This is a genomic window from Caenibius tardaugens NBRC 16725, from assembly GCF_003860345.1.
GTDB classification, from domain to species: Bacteria; Pseudomonadota; Alphaproteobacteria; order Sphingomonadales; family Sphingomonadaceae; genus Caenibius; species Caenibius tardaugens.
In genome coordinates this window covers 1,735,164-1,753,760 of the sequence record NZ_CP034179.1, presented here as the reverse complement: position 1 = coordinate 1,753,760, position 18,597 = coordinate 1,735,164, and the positions used below count along the sequence as shown (strand labels likewise).

14 protein-coding genes, 1 tRNA gene and 1 pseudogene are annotated in these 18,597 nt (G+C 61.9%); 5 read left to right on the top strand and 11 right to left on the bottom strand.

What is annotated here, in order from left to right:
- Nucleotides 1–20: 20 nt before the first annotated feature.
- Both EGO55_RS07975 and EGO55_RS21630 read left to right on the top strand, forming a co-directional pair.
- The gene (locus tag EGO55_RS07975) at nt 21–1,379 is read left to right on the top strand and encodes an ammonium transporter (protein ID WP_040715317.1); all 1,359 of its coding nucleotides are present in this window, start codon (nt 21–23) and stop codon (nt 1,377–1,379) included.
- A 478-nt stretch (nt 1,380–1,857) separates the two neighbouring features.
- Nucleotides 1,858–6,546 (top strand): autotransporter domain-containing protein, encoded by a 4,689-nt coding sequence (locus EGO55_RS21630; RefSeq protein WP_346723822.1) that lies wholly within the window; start codon nt 1,858–1,860, stop codon nt 6,544–6,546.
- 284 nt (nt 6,547–6,830) lie between these two features.
- Here EGO55_RS21630 and EGO55_RS07965 read toward each other — a convergent pair whose 3' ends face one another.
- The 4 genes from EGO55_RS07965 to EGO55_RS07950 all read right to left on the bottom strand — a co-directional run bounded on the left by EGO55_RS07965 (nt 6,831) and on the right by EGO55_RS07950 (nt 11,664).
- Nucleotides 6,831–7,202, bottom strand: a complete 372-nt coding sequence (locus EGO55_RS07965) for a nuclear transport factor 2 family protein (protein WP_021689959.1) — start codon at nt 7,200–7,202, stop codon at nt 6,831–6,833.
- Between the two features lie 84 nt (nt 7,203–7,286).
- Complete coding sequence (acs, locus tag EGO55_RS07960) at nt 7,287–9,254, bottom strand: acetate--CoA ligase (protein ID WP_021689960.1); 1,968 nt, start codon at nt 9,252–9,254, stop codon at nt 7,287–7,289.
- Between the two features lie 298 nt (nt 9,255–9,552).
- Complete coding sequence (locus EGO55_RS07955) at nt 9,553–11,394, bottom strand: diguanylate cyclase (protein WP_021689961.1); 1,842 nt, start codon at nt 11,392–11,394, stop codon at nt 9,553–9,555.
- Between the two features lie 177 nt (nt 11,395–11,571).
- A tRNA-Ser gene (locus tag EGO55_RS07950) sits at nt 11,572–11,664 on the bottom strand.
- A 215-nt stretch (nt 11,665–11,879) separates the two neighbouring features.
- Between EGO55_RS07950 and EGO55_RS07945 the strand changes: the two genes are divergently transcribed.
- The 3 genes from EGO55_RS07945 (at nt 11,880) to EGO55_RS20745 (ending at nt 14,472) form a co-directional block, all read left to right on the top strand.
- A complete protein-coding gene (locus EGO55_RS07945; RefSeq protein ID WP_021689962.1) occupies nt 11,880–12,659 on the top strand; it encodes a DUF1134 domain-containing protein in 780 nt (259 codons plus the stop codon).
- Nucleotides 12,660–12,747: 88 nt separating this feature from the next.
- The gene (locus EGO55_RS07940; protein WP_021689963.1) at nt 12,748–13,929 is read left to right on the top strand and encodes an amino acid aminotransferase; all 1,182 of its coding nucleotides are present in this window, start codon (nt 12,748–12,750) and stop codon (nt 13,927–13,929) included.
- Between the two features lie 3 nt (nt 13,930–13,932).
- Nucleotides 13,933–14,472: a GNAT family N-acetyltransferase gene (locus EGO55_RS20745; RefSeq protein ID WP_021689964.1), complete on the top strand. Its 540-nt coding sequence runs from the start codon at nt 13,933–13,935 to the stop codon at nt 14,470–14,472.
- A gap of 207 nt (nt 14,473–14,679) precedes the next feature.
- Here the strand turns inward: EGO55_RS20745 and EGO55_RS07935 are convergent, their stop codons facing one another.
- The 7 genes and pseudogenes from EGO55_RS07935 to EGO55_RS07910 all read right to left on the bottom strand — a co-directional run bounded on the left by EGO55_RS07935 (nt 14,680) and on the right by EGO55_RS07910 (nt 18,532).
- Nucleotides 14,680–15,297: a riboflavin synthase gene (locus EGO55_RS07935; RefSeq protein ID WP_021689965.1), complete on the bottom strand. Its 618-nt coding sequence runs from the start codon at nt 15,295–15,297 to the stop codon at nt 14,680–14,682.
- Nucleotides 15,282–16,267, bottom strand: a pseudogene (gene ribD / locus EGO55_RS07930) (bifunctional diaminohydroxyphosphoribosylaminopyrimidine deaminase/5-amino-6-(5-phosphoribosylamino)uracil reductase RibD). The gene EGO55_RS07935 and the pseudogene ribD overlap by 16 nt, the downstream one beginning before the upstream one ends.
- Nucleotides 16,254–16,697, bottom strand: a complete 444-nt coding sequence (locus tag EGO55_RS07925) for a hypothetical protein (protein WP_021689967.1) — start codon at nt 16,695–16,697, stop codon at nt 16,254–16,256. Before EGO55_RS07925 ends, ribD begins: the two are co-directional and overlap by 14 nt.
- A 65-nt stretch (nt 16,698–16,762) precedes the next feature.
- The gene (locus EGO55_RS21625; RefSeq protein WP_244925491.1) at nt 16,763–17,197 is read right to left on the bottom strand and encodes a M48 family metallopeptidase; all 435 of its coding nucleotides are present in this window, start codon (nt 17,195–17,197) and stop codon (nt 16,763–16,765) included.
- Entirely contained in the window at nt 17,140–17,484 is a 345-nt protein-coding gene (locus tag EGO55_RS21620) for a M48 family metallopeptidase (protein WP_244925494.1), read from the bottom strand. Before EGO55_RS21620 ends, EGO55_RS21625 begins: the two co-directional genes overlap by 58 nt.
- Nucleotides 17,481–17,957 (bottom strand): YcgN family cysteine cluster protein, encoded by a 477-nt coding sequence (locus EGO55_RS07915; RefSeq protein WP_021689969.1) that lies wholly within the window; start codon nt 17,955–17,957, stop codon nt 17,481–17,483. The genes EGO55_RS21620 and EGO55_RS07915 overlap by 4 nt, the downstream gene beginning before the upstream one ends.
- Nucleotides 17,945–18,532, bottom strand: coding sequence for an SCO family protein (locus tag EGO55_RS07910; protein ID WP_210766670.1), 588 nt, complete (start codon nt 18,530–18,532; stop codon nt 17,945–17,947). The genes EGO55_RS07915 and EGO55_RS07910 overlap by 13 nt, the downstream gene beginning before the upstream one ends.
- Nucleotides 18,533–18,597 lie beyond the last annotated feature (65 nt).

Below are 18,597 nucleotides of genomic sequence, written 5' to 3'. Positions count from 1 at the left end.
ATCTCGTGAGGGGTAATTCTATGATCCGCAAGACTGTCTGCGGCGCGGGTGCACTGGGTGCATCGTTGTTCGCCGCCACTGCCGCCTGGGCGCAGGAAGCAGCCGCCACGGCCGCTGCCGCCGTTCCGGCACCCGCAGCGGAAGCCGCTGCTGCCGTGCCCAACCCGGGCAACAACGCGTGGATGATGACATCCACCATTCTCGTTCTGCTGATGATTCTGCCGGGCCTCGCCCTGTTCTACGGCGGTCTCACCCGTTCCAAGAACATGCTGTCCACGATGACACAGATCGGTGCGGCCGCCGCACTGGCCATGCTGGTCTGGGTGATGTGGGGCTACGGCATGGCTTTCGGGCCCGAAGGCAACCAGTTCGTCAGCTGGGGCAAGTTCTTCCTCGCCGGGATCACCCCGGATTCGACCGCGGCGACTTTCACCAAGGAAGTCATCTCGGAATACGTCTTCGTCTCGTTCCAGATGACCTTCTCGGCGATCACGGCGGCGCTCGTGCTCGGCGCGGTGGTCGAACGCATGAAGTTCTCGGCGGTGATGGTGTTCATGCTCGTCTGGCTGACCATCGTGTACTACCCGATCGCCCACATGGTCTGGGAAGCGCGCGGCGTGTTCTTCGTCATGGGCGCGCTGGACTTCGCTGGCGGTACGGTTGTGCACATCAACGCCGGTGTTTCGGCACTGGTTGCCGCGCTGATCCTCGGCAAGCGCCGTGGCTATCCGCAGGAACCGATGCCGCCGCACAGCCTGACGCTGACCATGGTCGGCACGGGCCTGCTGTGGGTGGGCTGGTTCGGCTTCAACGCCGGTTCGGCACTCGAAGCCAACGGTTCGGCTGCGCTCGCCATGATCAACACTTTCGTCGCCACAGCCGCTGCTGCGCTGGCCTGGATGGCGGTGGAACGGATCATGGGTCATAAGCCTTCGGCTCTCGGCTTCTGTTCGGGCGTCATCGCCGGTCTCGTCGCGGTCACTCCGGCTGCCGGTAACGCCGGTCCGTTCGGTGCGATTGTCCTTGGTATCGTCTCGTCGATCGTCTGCTACTTCGCAGTGGCCAAGCTCAAGCCCGCTCTCGGCTACGATGACTCGCTCGACGCCTTCGGCATCCACGGCGTAGGCGGCATTGTCGGCGCCATCGGCACGGGCATTGTCTTCGCCCCGATGTTCGGCGGCCCGGGCGCTGCAGACTTTGTCATCGGCCCGCAGCTGGTGACTCAGGTCACCGCCGTGCTGGCCACGATTGTCATCTCGACGGTCGGCACCGCGATCGCGATCTACATCGCCAAGGCGGTAACGGGCCTGCGGGTCTCTCAGGAAGTCGAAGTCGAAGGTCTCGACATCGGCGAACATGGGGAGCGCGCCTACAACTGATTTGCAACTTGGTGGGGCCGGGTCTCTCTCCTCTTCTCTCTCCTCCCCGGTCTCACCTCCCTCCGTTCCTCCTGCGAACGACACCTTTATGGGCCGGAGCCAGCCGCTCCGGCCCCTTTTTTTGGGGGAACAGGTTACGGGTTTGACGTCGTGGCACCGTTATAGTGCTGCAATGCGGGAACCGGTTGAATTTGAATATGAAGAATTCCATGGCGAATAGCGCATCGCATGTGCGACATTGGCGGCGCCGTAACCATGGAAAAGTGCGGTCTTCGGCCAGATTCGTTGCCAAAAGGCATCGTTTCGGTATCGGATTAAAAAATTGCAGTCAAAACACTGGATTGGAAATAGACATACGCTTGCGCAACATATATGGGCCGCAAGTAATCAATAATCGCCCGTGCCATGCGGATGCGTGGCATAGGGGGGTCGCAAAGAATTAACGACCGTTCTTTATGGGGCGGTTTTTGGGAACGTAATGCTTTTCCCCACGTTGGGGGGCTTTGTTAATGAGGGAGCTATTCTGATGAATCGCAGAGTGCAGCATTTGCTGGCTGCCAGCGCGTCCGCGCTGGCAATTGGCGCAGGCGCGGTTGCAGCGCATGCCGGTGTCACCGGTAAGTCTGGTTTTGGCATCGAAGCCTATGGCGGCACGGATGGCATGCTGGCTGATGAATACGTCATGACTGACACTGACGCGAATTCGCCGACGCTTCCGACAGTCGTTGTTGGTGTAACCGCGACGGACGTCGCCGATGCACAGGCTGTCGTCGACTCTTGGGGTGACAGTGATGGCATTCACGATGGCCTTAGCTACTATTATGCTGAGGCTAGCAAGGCTGGCAATTTCACGCTGCGCAACGGTGGTTCGTTCACGGTGCAGGCTAGCGCAACGGCAACGCCCGCTGCGAATACGACGGGCGCTGCGAATGCGCTGGCCGAAATCGAGAGCGAAGGATACGGCGCTGTCGGTCAGGAAGTGTACGCGGTTGGCGACCTCAAGGCGTTGATCAGTAATGCGGGCACTCTGGCGGTTGTCGCTGACGCGAACGCAACGGCTGTTGGCGACGGAAACGCCGCGACGGCAGGTGCTGCAATTAGTGCTGGCGTTGCGCAGTATGGCGCTTCCAACACGGCCGATGCCTCCATCGCGCTGGATAATTCCGCTACGTTGAACGTTGCTGCGGCGGCTGACGCTGTTGGTGATGGGGCTTCGCAGGCTAACGCTGGTGTTTATGGCGGCGTTTTGCAGGCGGCCATGACAAATGGCGAGCACGCCGTTGAACCCGCTTATGTGCCTCAGGCCAACGTTGCGTTGACCAACGCGGCGACCGGTACGATCAATATCACGGCCGACGCTCTTGCTGATGGCGCCACCGCAGCGGCGGCGGGTGCTGTTGTGTACGCTGGCTTTGCTCAGGATGCCTATGCGTCTGACGGCGTTGGTTCGGTTGCGCTCACCAACAATGGCGCAATCAACATTGCGGCCAATGCCACTGCGGCGACGCCTGAAGTTTCGTACGCTCCGGACGACGTGACAGTCGATGATGAACGCGTAGGCGCTCAAGCCATCGTTCTGGGTGGCATCGTGCAGAATGGCTACATTGCGTATGCTCCTGAAGCCACCGCTCTGACCACGGTGGGTTCGAAGAACGCAACCTTCACCAACAACAAAACCCTCACGGTCAACGCCAAGGCAGTTGCTGCGGGCTCCGTTCCGGGTGAAGGCGGTGCGGTAACGCCGACTAAAGGCGATGCTGCGGCTCAGGCACTTGTGCTGGGTGGCGTTGTGCAGGGGCCTGCTGTGGGCTTCGTTGGCGGTTTCGTCGAAGACATTCAGCCGGGTGATCTGGCTCCGCTTCTTGGCGACATTCTCGGTGGCGGTGAACCCGTTCTCTTTGGTGGGGAACTTGGTCCGGATGCACTCCCGGCTGGTGTCGTTGGCGTTTCGGACGTCATCACCAACGCTGGTGCTGCCAGCTTCGGTGCTAATGCTCTGGCTTCGGCAACGGGTGCGGCTGCCGCTACGGCCGGTGCACTTGGTTACGTTCAGGCCGAATTCGGTCCTAACGTATCGCTCGCTCTGACCAATTCGTCGGCTGGCTCGATCTCCGTTCCTGTTGCCTCGACGGCTAACGGTGATAGCGCTATCGCTGCGGGCATCGGCATTGGCAGCGCGCAGGTTGCGATTGCGTCAGGCACAGTTACGCCTACCAATCCTGTACTTGCTGATGTCTCCTACGCCAACGCTGGCAAGGTTGATGTCAAAGTTCTGTCGAACGCCAATGGTGCGGAAGATGCTCTCGCAGTGGCGGGTGCAGTCGGCCACATTCAGGTTGGTGTTGGCGCAGACGGCCTCGTTAGCTTCTCCAACACCGGCACGTTCGGCGTTTCGGCTGAAGCCAATGCGGTTCAGGCCGCAACGGCAACCGGCAATGGCGCCGCTCTGGCTGGTGCAGTTGGCTACGTCGGCGTTGCCGCCGGTCCGGGTGCTGGCCCCGATCTGAAGATCGAAAACGCTGCTGGTGCAACGTTCAACGTCTCGGCTGATGCCGAAGGTGCAGACGGTGCGGTTTCGATCGCTGCCGGTATTGTCGGCGTTGGCGGTTCCGCTGCTGCGGCGACGCCCACTGCGGTTGCAATCACCAATGCTGGCACGCTCAACGTGACGGCCCGTGCGATCGATACCGACGCTTCCACGACCTCGCCCAGCACGGCTGACGCCTTTGCTGGCGGTATTGCCCTCGCAGGCAACATCGACGGCGCTGTTGTGACCAACAAGGGCACGATCCAGGTTTCGGCCATCACCAACGGTGGTGCGGCTGACGCTTATGGTATCGGTTTCCTCGGTGCGTCGGACAGCGGCGTTGCTGGCCAGGTCATCACCATCAACAACGAAGCTGGCACGATCATTGCGCGTACCAGCCAGGATGGTGGCACGACGTGGAAGTGGGGCACGGCAATCGACACGGAACTCACCCAGGGTGAAGTGGTCGTCAATCTGTCGGGCGCCACTGGCAAATACGGCAAGATTTACGGCGATATCGAACTGGAAGGTGACTCGACGGTCAACGTCCTGAACGGTGAAACCCATCTTGACGGTCGTATCCTCGGCGCCGGTCAGGTGAACATCGCCGCAAACGGTACGCTGTTCCTTGAGAACAATCCGGGTGCCAATGGTCCGTCGCACGTGATTGTTGATGATTTCAACATCGCGCCGAAGGGTATCCTCGCAATCGAAGCGCCGATTGTGGCTGGTGCTCCGACCAACGCGTTGATCGATTACCACACCTATCCGTACGTGGATGCGATCACGGCTGATATCTCCGGTGGTCTGCTTGAAATCCGCCCCGCCAGCGGGACGGGTCTCTATGGCAACAACTTCTATCTGGAAGATGTGATCATTGCTGATACGCTCACGGGCACTCTGGCTGACGCTTATACGCGTTCGGTTCTGCTCGATGTGGTGGACGTGCACTATGATGACGACACCTACGGTGTTGCGGCTGGCCGTGACACGGTGGACGTTGGCATCAAGCGCGTAGCGTTCAACGCGGTACCGGGTCTCGACATCAACGAAACCTCGGTCGCAACCGCGATTGAAGGCACCTACGCTCCGGCTCTGGCAGCTTCGAACCCGGCTTACGCTTCGGTTCTGGCTGACCTGTTCAAGATCGAAGACGCCACCAAGTATGCCAGCGCGCTCGAACAGCTCGCAGCGACCCAGTACGCTGGTTACCTGCGTTCCTCGACCATGGCAGGTGCCCGCTTCAACGGCCTGATCTACGATATGGCTGAATGCGGTAAGGGTTCGATCACCAACGAACTGTGCCGCAGCGAAAACGGCGGTCCGCGTCTCTGGGTTACGGGCAACTACGGCCGCGTTTCCACCGACGGTGACAACGAAGCCGCTGGTTTCAAGGCTGAACAGTATTGGATTGCTGCGGGTCTCGACTTCGCGGTTAGCCCGAACTTCGTCCTCGGTGTGGCCGGTGGCTATCTCGAGAACAACAACAAGTTCAAGGCGAACGAATACGGTTACAAGGGTGGTGACCGTGTGAAATCGTCGGGCTGGCAGGCCGGTATCTACGGTAACTACGATACCGGTAAGTTCTACGTGAAGGGTGCTCTCAGCTACTCGGATCTCGATGGCGACGGTCGTCGTACCATCGACTTCAGTGGTCTGGGCGCGTCTTACCTCGCTGGACCGACCATGACGACCCATGGCCTCATCACGAGCGATCCAGACGTCAATGTCTGGGCAGCTGGTGCAGAAGCTGGTGTTCGTTTCCCGCTGGGCGAAAACGCAACCATCACGCCGTACGCTTCGCTTGACTACGCTCACGCCAAGCTCAAGCGCTTCACCGAAGAATCCGCTGATGCCTCGGCACAGGGTGCATTGCTGACCGTTCGCGGCAGCGATGAGTTCTTCGCCAGCGAACTGGGTCTGGAACTGGCCGCACAGTGGGGCAACATTTCGCCTTACATCCGCGGTGGTTGGCAGCATAACTTCGGCGACAAGCGCGCCAAGTTCACGGGTGCCTTCGTGAACGCTCCGGCAGGCACGAGCTTCGATGTGATCTCGGAACGCTTCGCTCCTGACGCAGGTGTTGTGGAAGTGGGTCTGGCTGCACAGTTCAGCCCGAACTTCAACGCACACCTGGGTTATCAGGGTCGCTTCTCGAGCAACGTCGAAGAGCACACCGGTGGTCTGACGCTGAGCTACCTCTTCGGTGGCGCAGAACCGGCAGCCCCGCCGCCGCCGGCTCCCCCGGCTCCGCCGCCGCCGCCGCCGCCGGCTCCGCCGCAGGTTGTTTGCAACAAGGGTCCGTACATCGTGTTCTTCGACTGGGATAAGTCGGACATCACGCCCGAAGCTGCAACCATCCTCGACAGCGCTGTAACGGCTTACGGCAACTGCGATGTGGTTCCGATCATGCTGGCCGGTTACACCGACCGTTCGGGTTCGGACCGCTACAACATGGGCCTGTCGGCTCGCCGCAACACCTCGGTGCGCGGTTATCTGACCTCGCGCGGTATCCCCGACGAGCGGATTTCCAGCCAGGCGTTCGGTGAAGCCAACCCGCGCGTTCCGACCGCCGACGGCGTTCGCGAACTCCAGAACCGCCGGGTGGAAATCACCTACGGTCCGGGTTCGGGCAACTAAGCCAGACCTGCGCCGCAAGGCACAGACAGAGGGCCGGGAGAGAAATCTCCCGGCCTTTTTGTTTGCGCGCAGGGCGTGATGGCTGCGCTGGCATCACCTGAAGCGGATGGCGGTGAAGGTCCCTGCGAGCGAGTTCCGCGCCTGCTCCGGCGCATTTGCGCAAAGTGTGCGGCATTACGTGGTCAAACGGCGGCAAATCTGCCCATTCACCTACAAAGCGCGCACAAAAAACCGCCCCTGACACCGAGTCAGAGGCGGTTGCGTTGCCGAAGGGTACAGGCCTTCTAGGCGGCGGGCGAAATCTCGATACGCGCGATTTGACCGTCGATCACCGTATAGCGCCCGTTCAGCCGCAGCACGAGTTCTTCCCCGGCCTGCAATGATTGCCCCATGAAGTCGGCGATATCCGCTTTCGCAGTCAGGCTGTCATGGATCGTCACGGATACCGTCGGCCCCTCCACCGTGATGGCTTCAGGGGTCATGATGTCGGTGAATTGCCCGGTCATATAATGATAGGTGCCGAGATAGGCATCCCGGCCCGTTTGCGTGCCCATCGCCGACACCAGTTCGACATCGGGGGCCAGTAGGCTCCCCAGTTTATCAGCGTCGAGTGCGTTGTAAGCCGCGTAATAGGCCCGAAGCAGTGCTTCGCTCATAGTTCCGTCCTCTCCTCTTTGCTTAGCATACAAGAAGGGGCGGATGGCTATGTGCCGTTCCGCCCCTTTTGAGTCCTGTGTGTTTTAGCGGTTGAGCCGCCCTTCTATCAGGCCATCCACCAGCGATGGATCGGCGAGTGTCGATGTGTCACCCAACGATCCGAAATCGTTTTCGGCAATCTTGCGGAGAATACGCCGCATGATCTTGCCCGACCGCGTTTTCGGCAACGCTGGCGTGAATTGAATAATGTCAGGTGTCGCAATCGGGCCGATTTCCGTGCGGACATGCTTGCGCAGTTCCGCGGCCAGTTCATCGCTCGGTTCCACCCCTGCGTTCAGTGTGACGTAGCAGTAGATGCCCTGACCCTTGATGTCATGGGGATAGCCGACCACCGCAGCCTCGGCGACGAGATCGTGCAGCACCAGCGCACTTTCCACTTCGGCGGTGCCCATGCGGTGGCCCGATACGTTGATCACGTCATCCACGCGGCCGGTGATCCAGTAATAGCCATCCGCATCGCGGCGGCAGCCATCACCGGTGAAATATTTGCCCTTGTATGTGGAGAAATAGGTCTGCGTAAATCGGTCGTGATCGCCATAGAGCGAGCGCGCCTGGCCGGGCCAGCTGCGGGTAATGCAAAGGTTGCCTTCCGCCGCGCCGCCGGTGGTCTCATCGGCCAGCACGCCACCATCCCCATCCACCAGTTGCGGGCACACGCTGAAGAACGGGCGACCGGCGCTGCCGGGCTTCATATCGTGCGCGCCGGGCAGGGTGGTGATCATGATCCCCCCGGTTTCGGTCTGCCACCAGGTGTCGACCACAGGGATTTTCCCATGACCGACATTCTCCTGATACCAGCGCCAGGCTTCGGGGTTGATCGGTTCGCCAACCGAGCCGAGCAGGCGCAGCGAGGACAGATCATGCTTCACCACATGGCTTGTGCCTTCGCGCATCAGCGCGCGAATGGCGGTGGGCGCGGTGTAGAAGATGTTGACCTTGTGCTTGTCGACCACTTGCCAGAAGCGATCGTGATCGGGATGGTTCGGTACCCCTTCGAACATGAGCGCGGTGGCGCCGTTCTGCAGCGGGCCGTAAACGATATAGCTATGCCCGGTGACCCAGCCGATATCGGCCGTGCACCAGTAGATTTCGCCGGGGCGATAATCGAAGACATAGCGGAACGTCGTTTCGGTCCACACGGCGTAGCCGCCCGTGGTGTGAAGCACGCCCTTCGGTTTTCCCGTCGAACCGGAGGTGTAAAGGATGAACAGCGGGTCTTCCGCGTCCATCACTTCGCAGGGGCATTCCGCAGCCACATCGGCGCCGAGTTCGTGATACCAGTGATCGCGCCCTTCGGTCATGGTGATGGGGGCGCCGGTATGGCGCACGACGAGGACCGCCTTGACCGCCACCTTGTCCAGCGCGGCATCGACATTGGCCTTGAGCGGGATTTTCTTGCCACCGCGCAATCCTTCATCGGCACAGATCACCCAGTCGCTGGTGCAATCCTCGATCCGCCCCGCAATCGCATCAGGGGAAAAGCCCCCGAACACGACCGAGTGGATCGCGCCGATGCGGGCGCAGGCGAGCATGGCCACGGCGCCTTCGGGAATCATCGGCATGTAAACCGTGACCCGGTCGCCTTTCTGCACCCCCATTTTCTTCAAGGTGTTGGCCATGCGGATCGTTTCCGCGAGCAATTGCGCATAGGTCAGTTTGCGCGTTTCGCCCTGCGGATCGTCCGGCTCGAAAATCAGGGCCGTGACATCGCCTTTGCCTGCGGCCACATGGCGATCCAGCGCGTTGTGGCAGATATTCAGCTGTCCATCGGCGTACCATTTGATGTCGACCGGATCGAACGACCATTCTCCAATGCGCGTGGGCGCCCGGTACCAGTCCAGCCGTGCCCCTTGTTCGGCCCAGAAACCATCCGGATCGTTCACGCTGCGGCTGTACATCGCTTCGTATTGTTCGAGCGTGCAGCTTGTGCCTTCACGGGCTGCCGCCGGAACCGGCACGATCTCCGCCGGGTGCTCGATCGTATTCTGCATGGTTTCTCCCATTCCTTCAACGGTGTCGGCCTTGTCGGATGGCCGATCGCAGGCGCATTGACCTGCCTATGATGTAACGCAATGCGGGGTAATATCCGCGCCTGCAATTTTGTAGCTCTTACCGGACGCGAAGGGGAGGGGGAAGATTGCCCATTTTTATAAGCATCATCGGGTGATCGCGGGTGATCAATCCCTGGGCATGATTATAAAAGGCTGGAAAGGCCGCGGATGCGTGTGAGGGCGTCACGGGCACGCATGAAACCCGCGCTCGTGCGGCGTCGGCAACTTCTATGCTGCTTCAGCCTTCGAGTGCACCTGCCGCCATCCGCTCGATAAGCGCGCGATTTCTGCCTTCGCGCTTCGCGCGGTACAAGGCCGCATCGGCAGCCTGTATCAACGCCGAACCTTCGCGGTCCATGTGGTTGTTCCACGATGCGATGCCGAAGGACATGCTGGTGCTGCCGAGCGTTCGCCCGGCCTGCCGCAAATTGATCCGGGTGATTGCGTCGCGCACGTGTTCGACGCGTTCGAGCAGCGTTTCGGACGATGTTTGCGGGGCAATGATCGTGAATTCTTCCCCACCGAACCGGCACACGACATCGCCATCGCGGAAATGATTGCGCATTTCGGTGGCGACAGCCTGCAGCACGATATCGCCCGCCTCGTGACCGAAATCGTCGTTGAAGCGCTTGAAATGATCGACATCGCACATCACCAGGCTGAGTGGCTCGCCCGATCGGGCCGCACGGGCGATTTCCAGCGCCAGCGTTTCTTCCATATAACGGCGATTGAACAGGCCGGTCAGCGGATCGCGAATGGTCTGCTCGCGCAGGCCCCGCTGCAGATGATGGTTGAACAGCGCCGATGCGATATTTTCCGCCATCACCGTAAGGGGAAACCGGTATTCCGGTGCAATCACGCCTTGCAGGTACAGCGTCCCGATCACTTCGCCGCCCGCAAGAAGCGGTTCGCAATGATAGATGGATTGCTTGTCGGGCACATGGCCGCAGACAATTTCGGTACCAGGCGCGGTGACGAAATGGCTCTGTCCGCGGCGCAAGGCCCAGCATTGATCGGGCGCGAAATCATCATGAGAACTGGCAAGGGTGCCCCAATCGGCGATCCGGACCAGCAGGTTGCGGGAATTGTTGTGCGCATAGAGCACGCCCGAAATACCCGGCAACACGCGCGGCACGAATACGTGGATGACTTGCGCCAGTTCCTCGTCCGTGCGGGCGGATTGCATGCGGTGCGCCATACCGCCCAGAAGTTCGATCACTTCGCCCCGTTCGCGCAAGGCCGCGCTGTTGCGCAGAAGTTCCGCATTGGCGATCTGTAGTTCTTCCTCGCTGCGGCTGCGATCGGACACCGCGGCTTTCAACTGGTCGACCATGACGTTGTAGCCGCTGGCAAGGCGGCTGAACTCTTCCGAGCCCATGGCGTTGACGATGCGGGCATCCCGGTCGCCCGCGCCCAGCGATGTCATCGCGTCCTGCATAATGCCCACGGGACGGCGGATGCCGCGAATGATCATCAGCGATACCAGAAGGACAAGTATCGAAATCAGGGGGGTGCCGATCAGCGCCAGCCACTGCACCCGCGCCAGCCGTTGTTCAGCCATGCCGGTGCGTTGTGCCTGCAAGGCATGTTCCTGTTCGAGAAAGCCCTGGGCATGGATCGATACCGACGTCATCAATTCGCGCCCGCGACCGCCGGCGATGGCGTCTCTAGCCGCATCGAACGAACCGCGACGGGCCAGTTCCATCGTCTCGCGCAAGGATGCGATGCGTTGATCGATCAATGTGCGAAGGCCCTGCGCGCGCGATTTCTGCAGCTCGTTATCGGCCGTGAGTGCCACCACCCGGTTAATCGCTTCGCGCGAATCCTTGACGCGTTGTTCGAACGTCTGGGCAAACAGCGGGCTGCGTGTCAGCACGAACCCGCGTTGCCCCGATTCCGCCTCGCGCAGTTCCATCAGCGCGAGATTGGTGGTTTCAATCACGGCGGCGGAATGCGCGACATTGTCGAAGCTCGCCCGCGTTTTCAACGAGGCGTCGAAAAGCAGCGCCGCAAGAACCAGCAGCGACAGCACCACAATTATACCAAGCGCTGCAACGCGGGATGTCAGCGATGTAAACATGGCTGATATCTAGCAATTTAAGGTAAAATTTACATTAACAACGCAGGTGCGCGGGCAGAAATATGCCTCGGGCTGTCTGCTGTCATACCCACCTTGGTGCATGGGAACGCCCGGCGGGAATATCCGCGCGGCATTTGCGATGCAGTGCCGGGTTGCGCAGCCTATATAGCGGAATGGTGGCGGAGACGGAGGGATTCGAACCCTCGGTACCGGATTTACCAGTACGACGGTTTAGCAAACCGTTGGTTTCAGCCACTCACCCACGTCTCCGGATCGCAGCGGCGATGGCGGCGCTATAACGGCGGTGTATTCGCCCGGCAAGTGGGGCTTGCAATAAATTCCATGTCCAACGCAATTCCAGGCAAGTGGAGATTCGACTCGCCGCGAAAGGGACTCATCTCGTCGAGCGTTCATTGCTGCTTCAGGCGTCATGGATTCTTCTGTAGCCTCGGAATTGCCCGGTTTCTCGGGTCAGGGATCGCATCATGATGCAAATTGCCACCACACTTCGTCGCCGCGCAGCAGGCACTTTCATGGGCATCGCGCTGATATTCGGCGCAGCGCCCCTGGCCGCACAGGACATGCCTATCGATGGCGATCTTGCCGCGCCCGGTTCGGCCCAGTCGACCACAGCGGCGGGCGGCACGCCCGATTCCGGCAGCGCCGAATGGGCGGGTGAGAATGGCACGCCCGTATCGACGGCATCGGCGCCCGTTACGGGATCGACGGCCGAGGCGGCCGGCGCGGCCTCTGCCGATCCCGCAACGGCAGTGGCCGATGGCGGAACCTACAAGAAAGACGATCTTGTGGGCGCGGCGGAAGGGCTGTTTGGCAAGGGCGCCAAGGGTCTGGCCGGGCTGATCGAGGATCTGCTGGCCAAGCAGGGCGAACCGAATGCCTATATCGTCGGCCGTGAAGGCGGCGGGGCGCTGGTGGTAGGCCTGCGTTATGGTTCGGGAACGCTCTACCACAAGGTGGAAGGCGAACGCCCGGTTTACTGGACCGGGCCGTCGATCGGCTTCGATGCGGGCGCCAATGTCGGCAACACGTTCGTGCTGGTCTATAACCTCTACGACACCGAAGACATCTACAAGCGGTTCCCGGCGGTCGAAGGGCAGGTCTATGCGATTGGCGGTTTCAACGCCAGTTACCTGCGCAATGGCAGCACTGTGCTGATCCCGATTCGGGTGGGTGCCGGGCTGCGGCTGGGGGTCAATGCCGGCTATATGAAGATCCGCAAGAAGCAGAACTGGATCCCGTTCTGAGCATAAGGGGCACACTGCGCGCACTTTGATCGTGCGCAGGCGATTTTCCGGTTGATAGAAACAGGCGGCGGAGGCATGGAGCGGCCCCATGTTAGACCGCCTGAATCAACAGCCCGCCGATGCGCTGCTCGCGCTGATCAAGCTCTTTGACGCGGACCCGCGTGCCGACAAGATTGACCTCGGCGTGGGTGTGTACCGCACTGATGATGGGGCGACCCCTGTCTTCGCGGCGGTGAAAGCGGCGGAGAAGAAACTCCTCACCGAACAGGATTCCAAGGCATACCTTGGCCCTGAAGGCGATATGGGCTTTGTCCATGCGCTGATGCCGTATGTCTTTGGCGCACAGGACCCGTCGAAGGGCGGGCGGATTGACGGGATGCAGGCGCCCGGCGGCACCGGCGGCCTGCGCCTTGCCTTCGCGCTTGCCAAGCGTGCGGGGATCAACCGGATCATCACCGGCAGCCCGACCTGGCCGAACCACCCGCAGATTCTGGCGGATCTCGGCATGGAAGCGGTGAATTTCAATCATGCGCTGCCCGATGGCACCGCCGATCTCGAAGCCTTGCGTGCCGCCGTCGCCAATGCGCAGGAAGGCGATGCCATCCTGCTGCACGGTTGCTGCCATAATCCCAGCGGGATCGATTATACCCCCGCGCAGTGGGACGAGATTGTCACGATCATCGCCGATGCAGGGATTCTGCCGATTATCGATCTGGCCTATCAGGGGCTTGGTCAGGGCATGGAAGACGATGCGGCCGGTATGCGCAAGGTTCTGGCCGCCGTGCCGGAAGCGCTGATCTGCTACAGCTGCGACAAGAATTTCGGTCTCTACCGCGAACGCGTCGGTGCGCTCTACGTCATGGGCCGTGATGCCGACGAAACCGCCAAGGTGCTGACGAACGGCCACATTCTGGCGCGTGTCAACTGGTCGCAACCACCTGATCATGGTGCGGCTGCCGCGCGCATCGTGCTGGAAGATGCGGGCCTGACCAAGCAGTGGCTGGCTGAACTGGACGCAATGCGGGATCGCATGCGGGAGATGCGCGATACGCTGGCCGCAGCCGACAACCGTGTTGCGGGGCTCGATCTCACGGCAATCGCCACGCAGAATGGCCTGTTCTCGATTCTGAACCTCAACAAGGATCAGATCCTCGCGATTCGTGAGAAGCATGGCGTGTATATGGCCGGTTCGGGTCGTATCAACGTGGCTGGTCTGACCCGGGGCAATATCGGGAAATTCATCGAAGCACTGGCCGACGTCGCCGGCTGATTGATGGACCGGCAGCCGATCCTCGCAGGGGAACGGCTGCTGCTTCGGCCGCTTGCGGCCCGGGATTGGGCGGCGCTGTATGGCGTCGCCTCCGATCCCCTGATCTGGGCGGTCCATCCGGCGCATGATCGCTGGCAGGAACCCGTCTTCCGCACCTTTTTCGACGATGCTCTGGCCAAGGGCGGCGCTCTGGCCGTGATCGACGTGGCCAGTGGGGCGATGATTGGATCGTCGCGGTTCCAGAACCATCATCCGGCCCATGGTGGCTCGGTCGAAATCGGCTGGACCTTTTTGGCGCGCAGCCATTGGGGCGGGGAGGCCAATCGCGAAATGAAGCGGCTGATGATCGGCCATGCACTGCGGTTTGTGGAGCGTGTGCTGTTCGTGGTCGGCGCGCAGAATCTGCGTTCGCGCCGGGCCATGGAAAAGATCGGTGGGCGGTTGAAGGGGGTCCGCGAAATGCGGATGATGGCAGGTGGGCCGGTGGAGCATCTGCAATATGAGATAACGCGCGCGCGCTTCGCAGCCGGGCCGCTGGCCTGATTCCGGTTGACGCAGAACGCTGTTGGAATGCGCCAAAAATCGTAATTTTATCTTTTTATAACAGTATATTGGGTGAAGGGTTGTGTGACCTTCCAGCGCGGGTGTGTCACCGGCCGTGCGCGCGTTGCGGGGGGCAGTCAGGGCAGGGGTGTGCCGGGCCATGGCCCTGCTGTGGCACGAAACACTGGGAGTAGGAAAACCGCGCCTTTATGCGCGCAAGCTTTGCATGCGCTGAAGATAACGGGCGAGCACGTCGATCTCGAGATTGACGGCGTTGCCCGGCTGAAGCTGGCCCAGCGTAGTCACGGCGGCGGTATGCGGGATAATGTTGAGACCGAACTGCACCGAACCGTCGGGCTGGTCCTCCACCGCGTTGACGGTCAGCGATACCCCGTCGACCGTGATCGAACCTTTCGGCGCGATATAGGGGGCCATCGTCTGGGGCGCGGTAAGGGTCAGCCGGGTCGAATCGCCATCAGGGGTGGATGCGGCCACAATGCCGACCGCATCGACATGGCCGGTCACGATATGGCCGCCCAGTTCCTCGCCCAGCCGCAAGGCCGGTTCGAGATTCACGGCTGCACCTGCGACCCAGCGATCGGGGACGGTGCGGGCCAGTGTTTCGCCTGAAATATCCACCATGAACCATGCGTTCCCGGCGGTTCCGCCGCGTTCCACCACGGTCAGGCAGACGCCCGAACATGCGATCGATGCGCCGATGGCGATTGTCGCGGGATCATAGGGGCAGGCGATCACCGCGCGCAGATCGCCGCGTGCGGTGGTTTCCCGGATGGTGCCGATAGCGGTGATTATGCCTGTGAACATGGCGTCCGTTCATAGTCTTCGAGCAGATCGCTGCCAAGCGTGCGGCGGTCTTGCAGGCGCCAGCGGCCATGCGCTGTGCCCAGATCGACAAGGCCGATATCGCCAATCGCAGCACGGCCGGCACCGATCACGATCGGGGCGCGATAGAGCATCAGCCGGTCGACGAGATCGGCGGCGAGGAAGGCCGCGGCGGTTTGCGCCCCGCCTTCGACATAGAGATATTGCACCTGGTCCATCGTGGCGATCGCTTGTGGGGTGGGCAGGGCGCGCCAGCCATCGGGGGCCGCACCGCGCGTCAGCACCCAGCGATCGGGGCTGCGGTCCGTCAATCCTTCCAGCCGCACGTCCAGCCGGGGGCATCGGCGCGCATTGTCCCGCCGCCCACGAGAATCGCATCGTATCGGGCGCGCATTGCGTGGACATGTGCCCGCGCCGCTTCCCCGGTGATCCACCGGCTGGTGCCATCGGCCAGCGCGATACAGCCGTCGAGCGAGGTCGCGAGCTTGAGCGTGACATGCGGGCGCCCATGGCGGCGTTGCATCAGGTATCCGGCCAGACTGGCCTCCACCACGGGCAAAGGCTGCACGCGAACGGCGATCCCTGCCTGTTCGATCCGCGCGATACCTTGGCCCGCCGTGCGCGAATCGGGGTCCTGCACCCCGACCACCACGGCAGCCAGCCCCGATCCGGCGATCAGCGATGCGCAGGATGGGCCGCGCGGGGATTGATGGGCGCAGGGTTCCAGTGTGACGTAAAGGGTTGCGCCGCGCGCCTGTTCGCCCGCAGCGGCCAGCGCTTCCGCTTCGGCATGGGGGCGCCCGCCGGCGCGGGTCCAGCCCCGGCCGACGACCACGCCATCGCGCACGATGATTGCGCCCACAGCGGGGTTGGGGCGGCTGACCGGGCGGCCGCGCGCGGCAAGCCGTGCCGCCGCTTCCAGCCAGCGGGCATCTCCCTTATTCGGGGGCATTTTCGCGACCCATCAGCCGGTTGTGCGCATCGGCTGCGGCGCGTTCTTCCGTGGCGCGTTCTTCGGCTGCCTGTTTCTCGATCTTGTCGACGTCCATGCCCGAAACGCGGCCCAGCGTGCGATAGATGTCCTTGACCTTCTCTTCGCGCGCGGCCTGTTCGGCGGCCAGCTTGTCGTTACGCGCCTGATTGGCGGCATTGGATGCGGCAATTTCGGTGTCGCTGCGGTGGGGCGCGAAGGTGGTGATATAGGTTATTTCAGGGCGCGGAGGCGGGCCTTCGCCGCCTTCCTGCCACATGACCGAAAACAGCGTGAATGTGGCGGCCAGCGACACGCCGATCACCGGCCAGCGATAGGGATTGGGCCGGGTAAATTCGTGCGCGAAATCGCGAACGGCACCAGAAGGAGAGATTTTCCGCCAGAAACTCATGCGCGCCTAGATAGGGGCGTGCGACCGGGAGTGCCAGTGTTTCATGTTGTCGCCGCGCAGCAGCTTTAGCCGAACGCGGTGTAGAGACTGCGTCCTTCGCGGCGGAGCCAGCCATTCGCGGCATCGAGATCGTCTTCGAAGATCGCGTCGAGCAGCGCGTGGAAGGCGGGCGAATGGTCGAAATGGACGAGATGGGCCACTTCATGGGCAACAACGGACCGGCGCACAGCGGCGGGGGCCTGTACCAGCCGCCAGTTGAGGCGAATCGTGCCATCGCCCGCGCAACTGCCCCAGCGGCGTTGCGCGCGGGACAGGCGCAGGGCAGGCACGGCGACACCCGCATGTTGGCAATAATCGCCCAGATCCTGCCCCATAAGCATCAGCGCTTCCTGTTCCAGCCATCGGCGCAGGCGCGCTTCCAGTCCGGTTTCCGGGCCGCCGATCAACAAGGCGTCATCGGCCAGGCGCGGTTTGCGCGGATGATGGGGCGCCCAGGCGATCTGCAGATCCTGCCCGCAATAGCGCAGCGTGCCGCCAGCCCGGGGGGCGCGGCAACCGGAATGCGGGCGAACTGGCTTTCCAGCCAGGCGATACGCGATCGGGCGAAGTCTACGGCGTCGGCGGTGCGGCCCCATTGCGGCAGGGTGACCCGTACTTCACTGCCATCGGGCGCGAGCCGCAGGGTCATCCGGCGGGTGCGGGCATGGCGGCGCAGAACAACCGGCACGGTTTGCCCCGCCAGAATGACTGTGGGTGGCTGCCGGTCGCGACGCAGCCAGTCGATCACGCTTCCCAGTCTCCGAAGGCCTGCTGGTCCCCAGCATCGGGCCAGTCGACCAGATGGTGTTCCAGCGGCCCGGCCTCGGTTTCGCAGATCACCCGGCCGATCACCGAAATGCCCGCTTCGCGCACGGTCTCGCGGCTGCCGGATATCAGGTAATGCCAACTGGGCAGGGGATCGCCTTCGGCGCGCAGGCGATAGGCGCAGGTGCGCGGCAGCCAGTGCTGGTCCGCCACATTGCGCATGGTCAGGCGCAGGCAATCGGGCACATAGGCCTTGCGATTGCGGTAATCCTTGCATTGCGCCGTGCCGGTATCGAGCAGTTTGCAAGCGACATTGGTGGGCAGGATTTCGCCGGTATCGTCATCTTCCAGCTTGTGCAGGCAGCATTGCCCGCAGCCGTCGCACAAGGCTTCCCATTCGGCACGGGTCAGCGCGGTCAGCGGCAGGGTCCAGAATTGCGGTCTCAGTGTATCCATTTGGCCAAATCCGCCGCGACCGCATCAGGGCCGCCATCGATGGGAACGAGTGCGATGGGTTCGCCCTTGCGCCCCATCAGGTAAGTGCCGCGCGTGTGATCCATCAGATAGCCACCGCCGGGCGAGGTTTTCCCTTTGGCATAATAGACGCCGAAAGCCTTGGCCGCAGACTTGATCTCGTCATTCGTGCCGGTCAGGCCCAGCAGCCGGTCGGAAAAGGCGCTGGTGAATTCCCCGATCACTTGCGGCGTATCGCGCGCTGGATCGATCGTGATGAAAATCGGCTGGACATCGTCGGCCAGATCGGGGTGTGCCTTGGCGAATTTGGCGAAGCCCTGCATCAGCTTCTGCATGTCGAACGGGCAAACGTCCGGGCAATAGGCATAACCGAAGTAGACGATGCGATAACGCCCGTCGAAATCGGACCATTTCACCGTTTTGCCGTTCTTGTCGACCAGTGTGAAAGGCCCGCCGATACGCGCGCCTTCGAGCGGGGGTTTGCCGGTGGGGCTGTCGCCCGACATCTCGCATCCGGCAAGGACAAGGGCGAGCGGCAGGCAAAGCGCAGGAAACATATGCTTGATCATGGCGCTGGGGTTCATGCTCTGCTAACCCCGATACGGCAAGAGGCGAGTCCTCA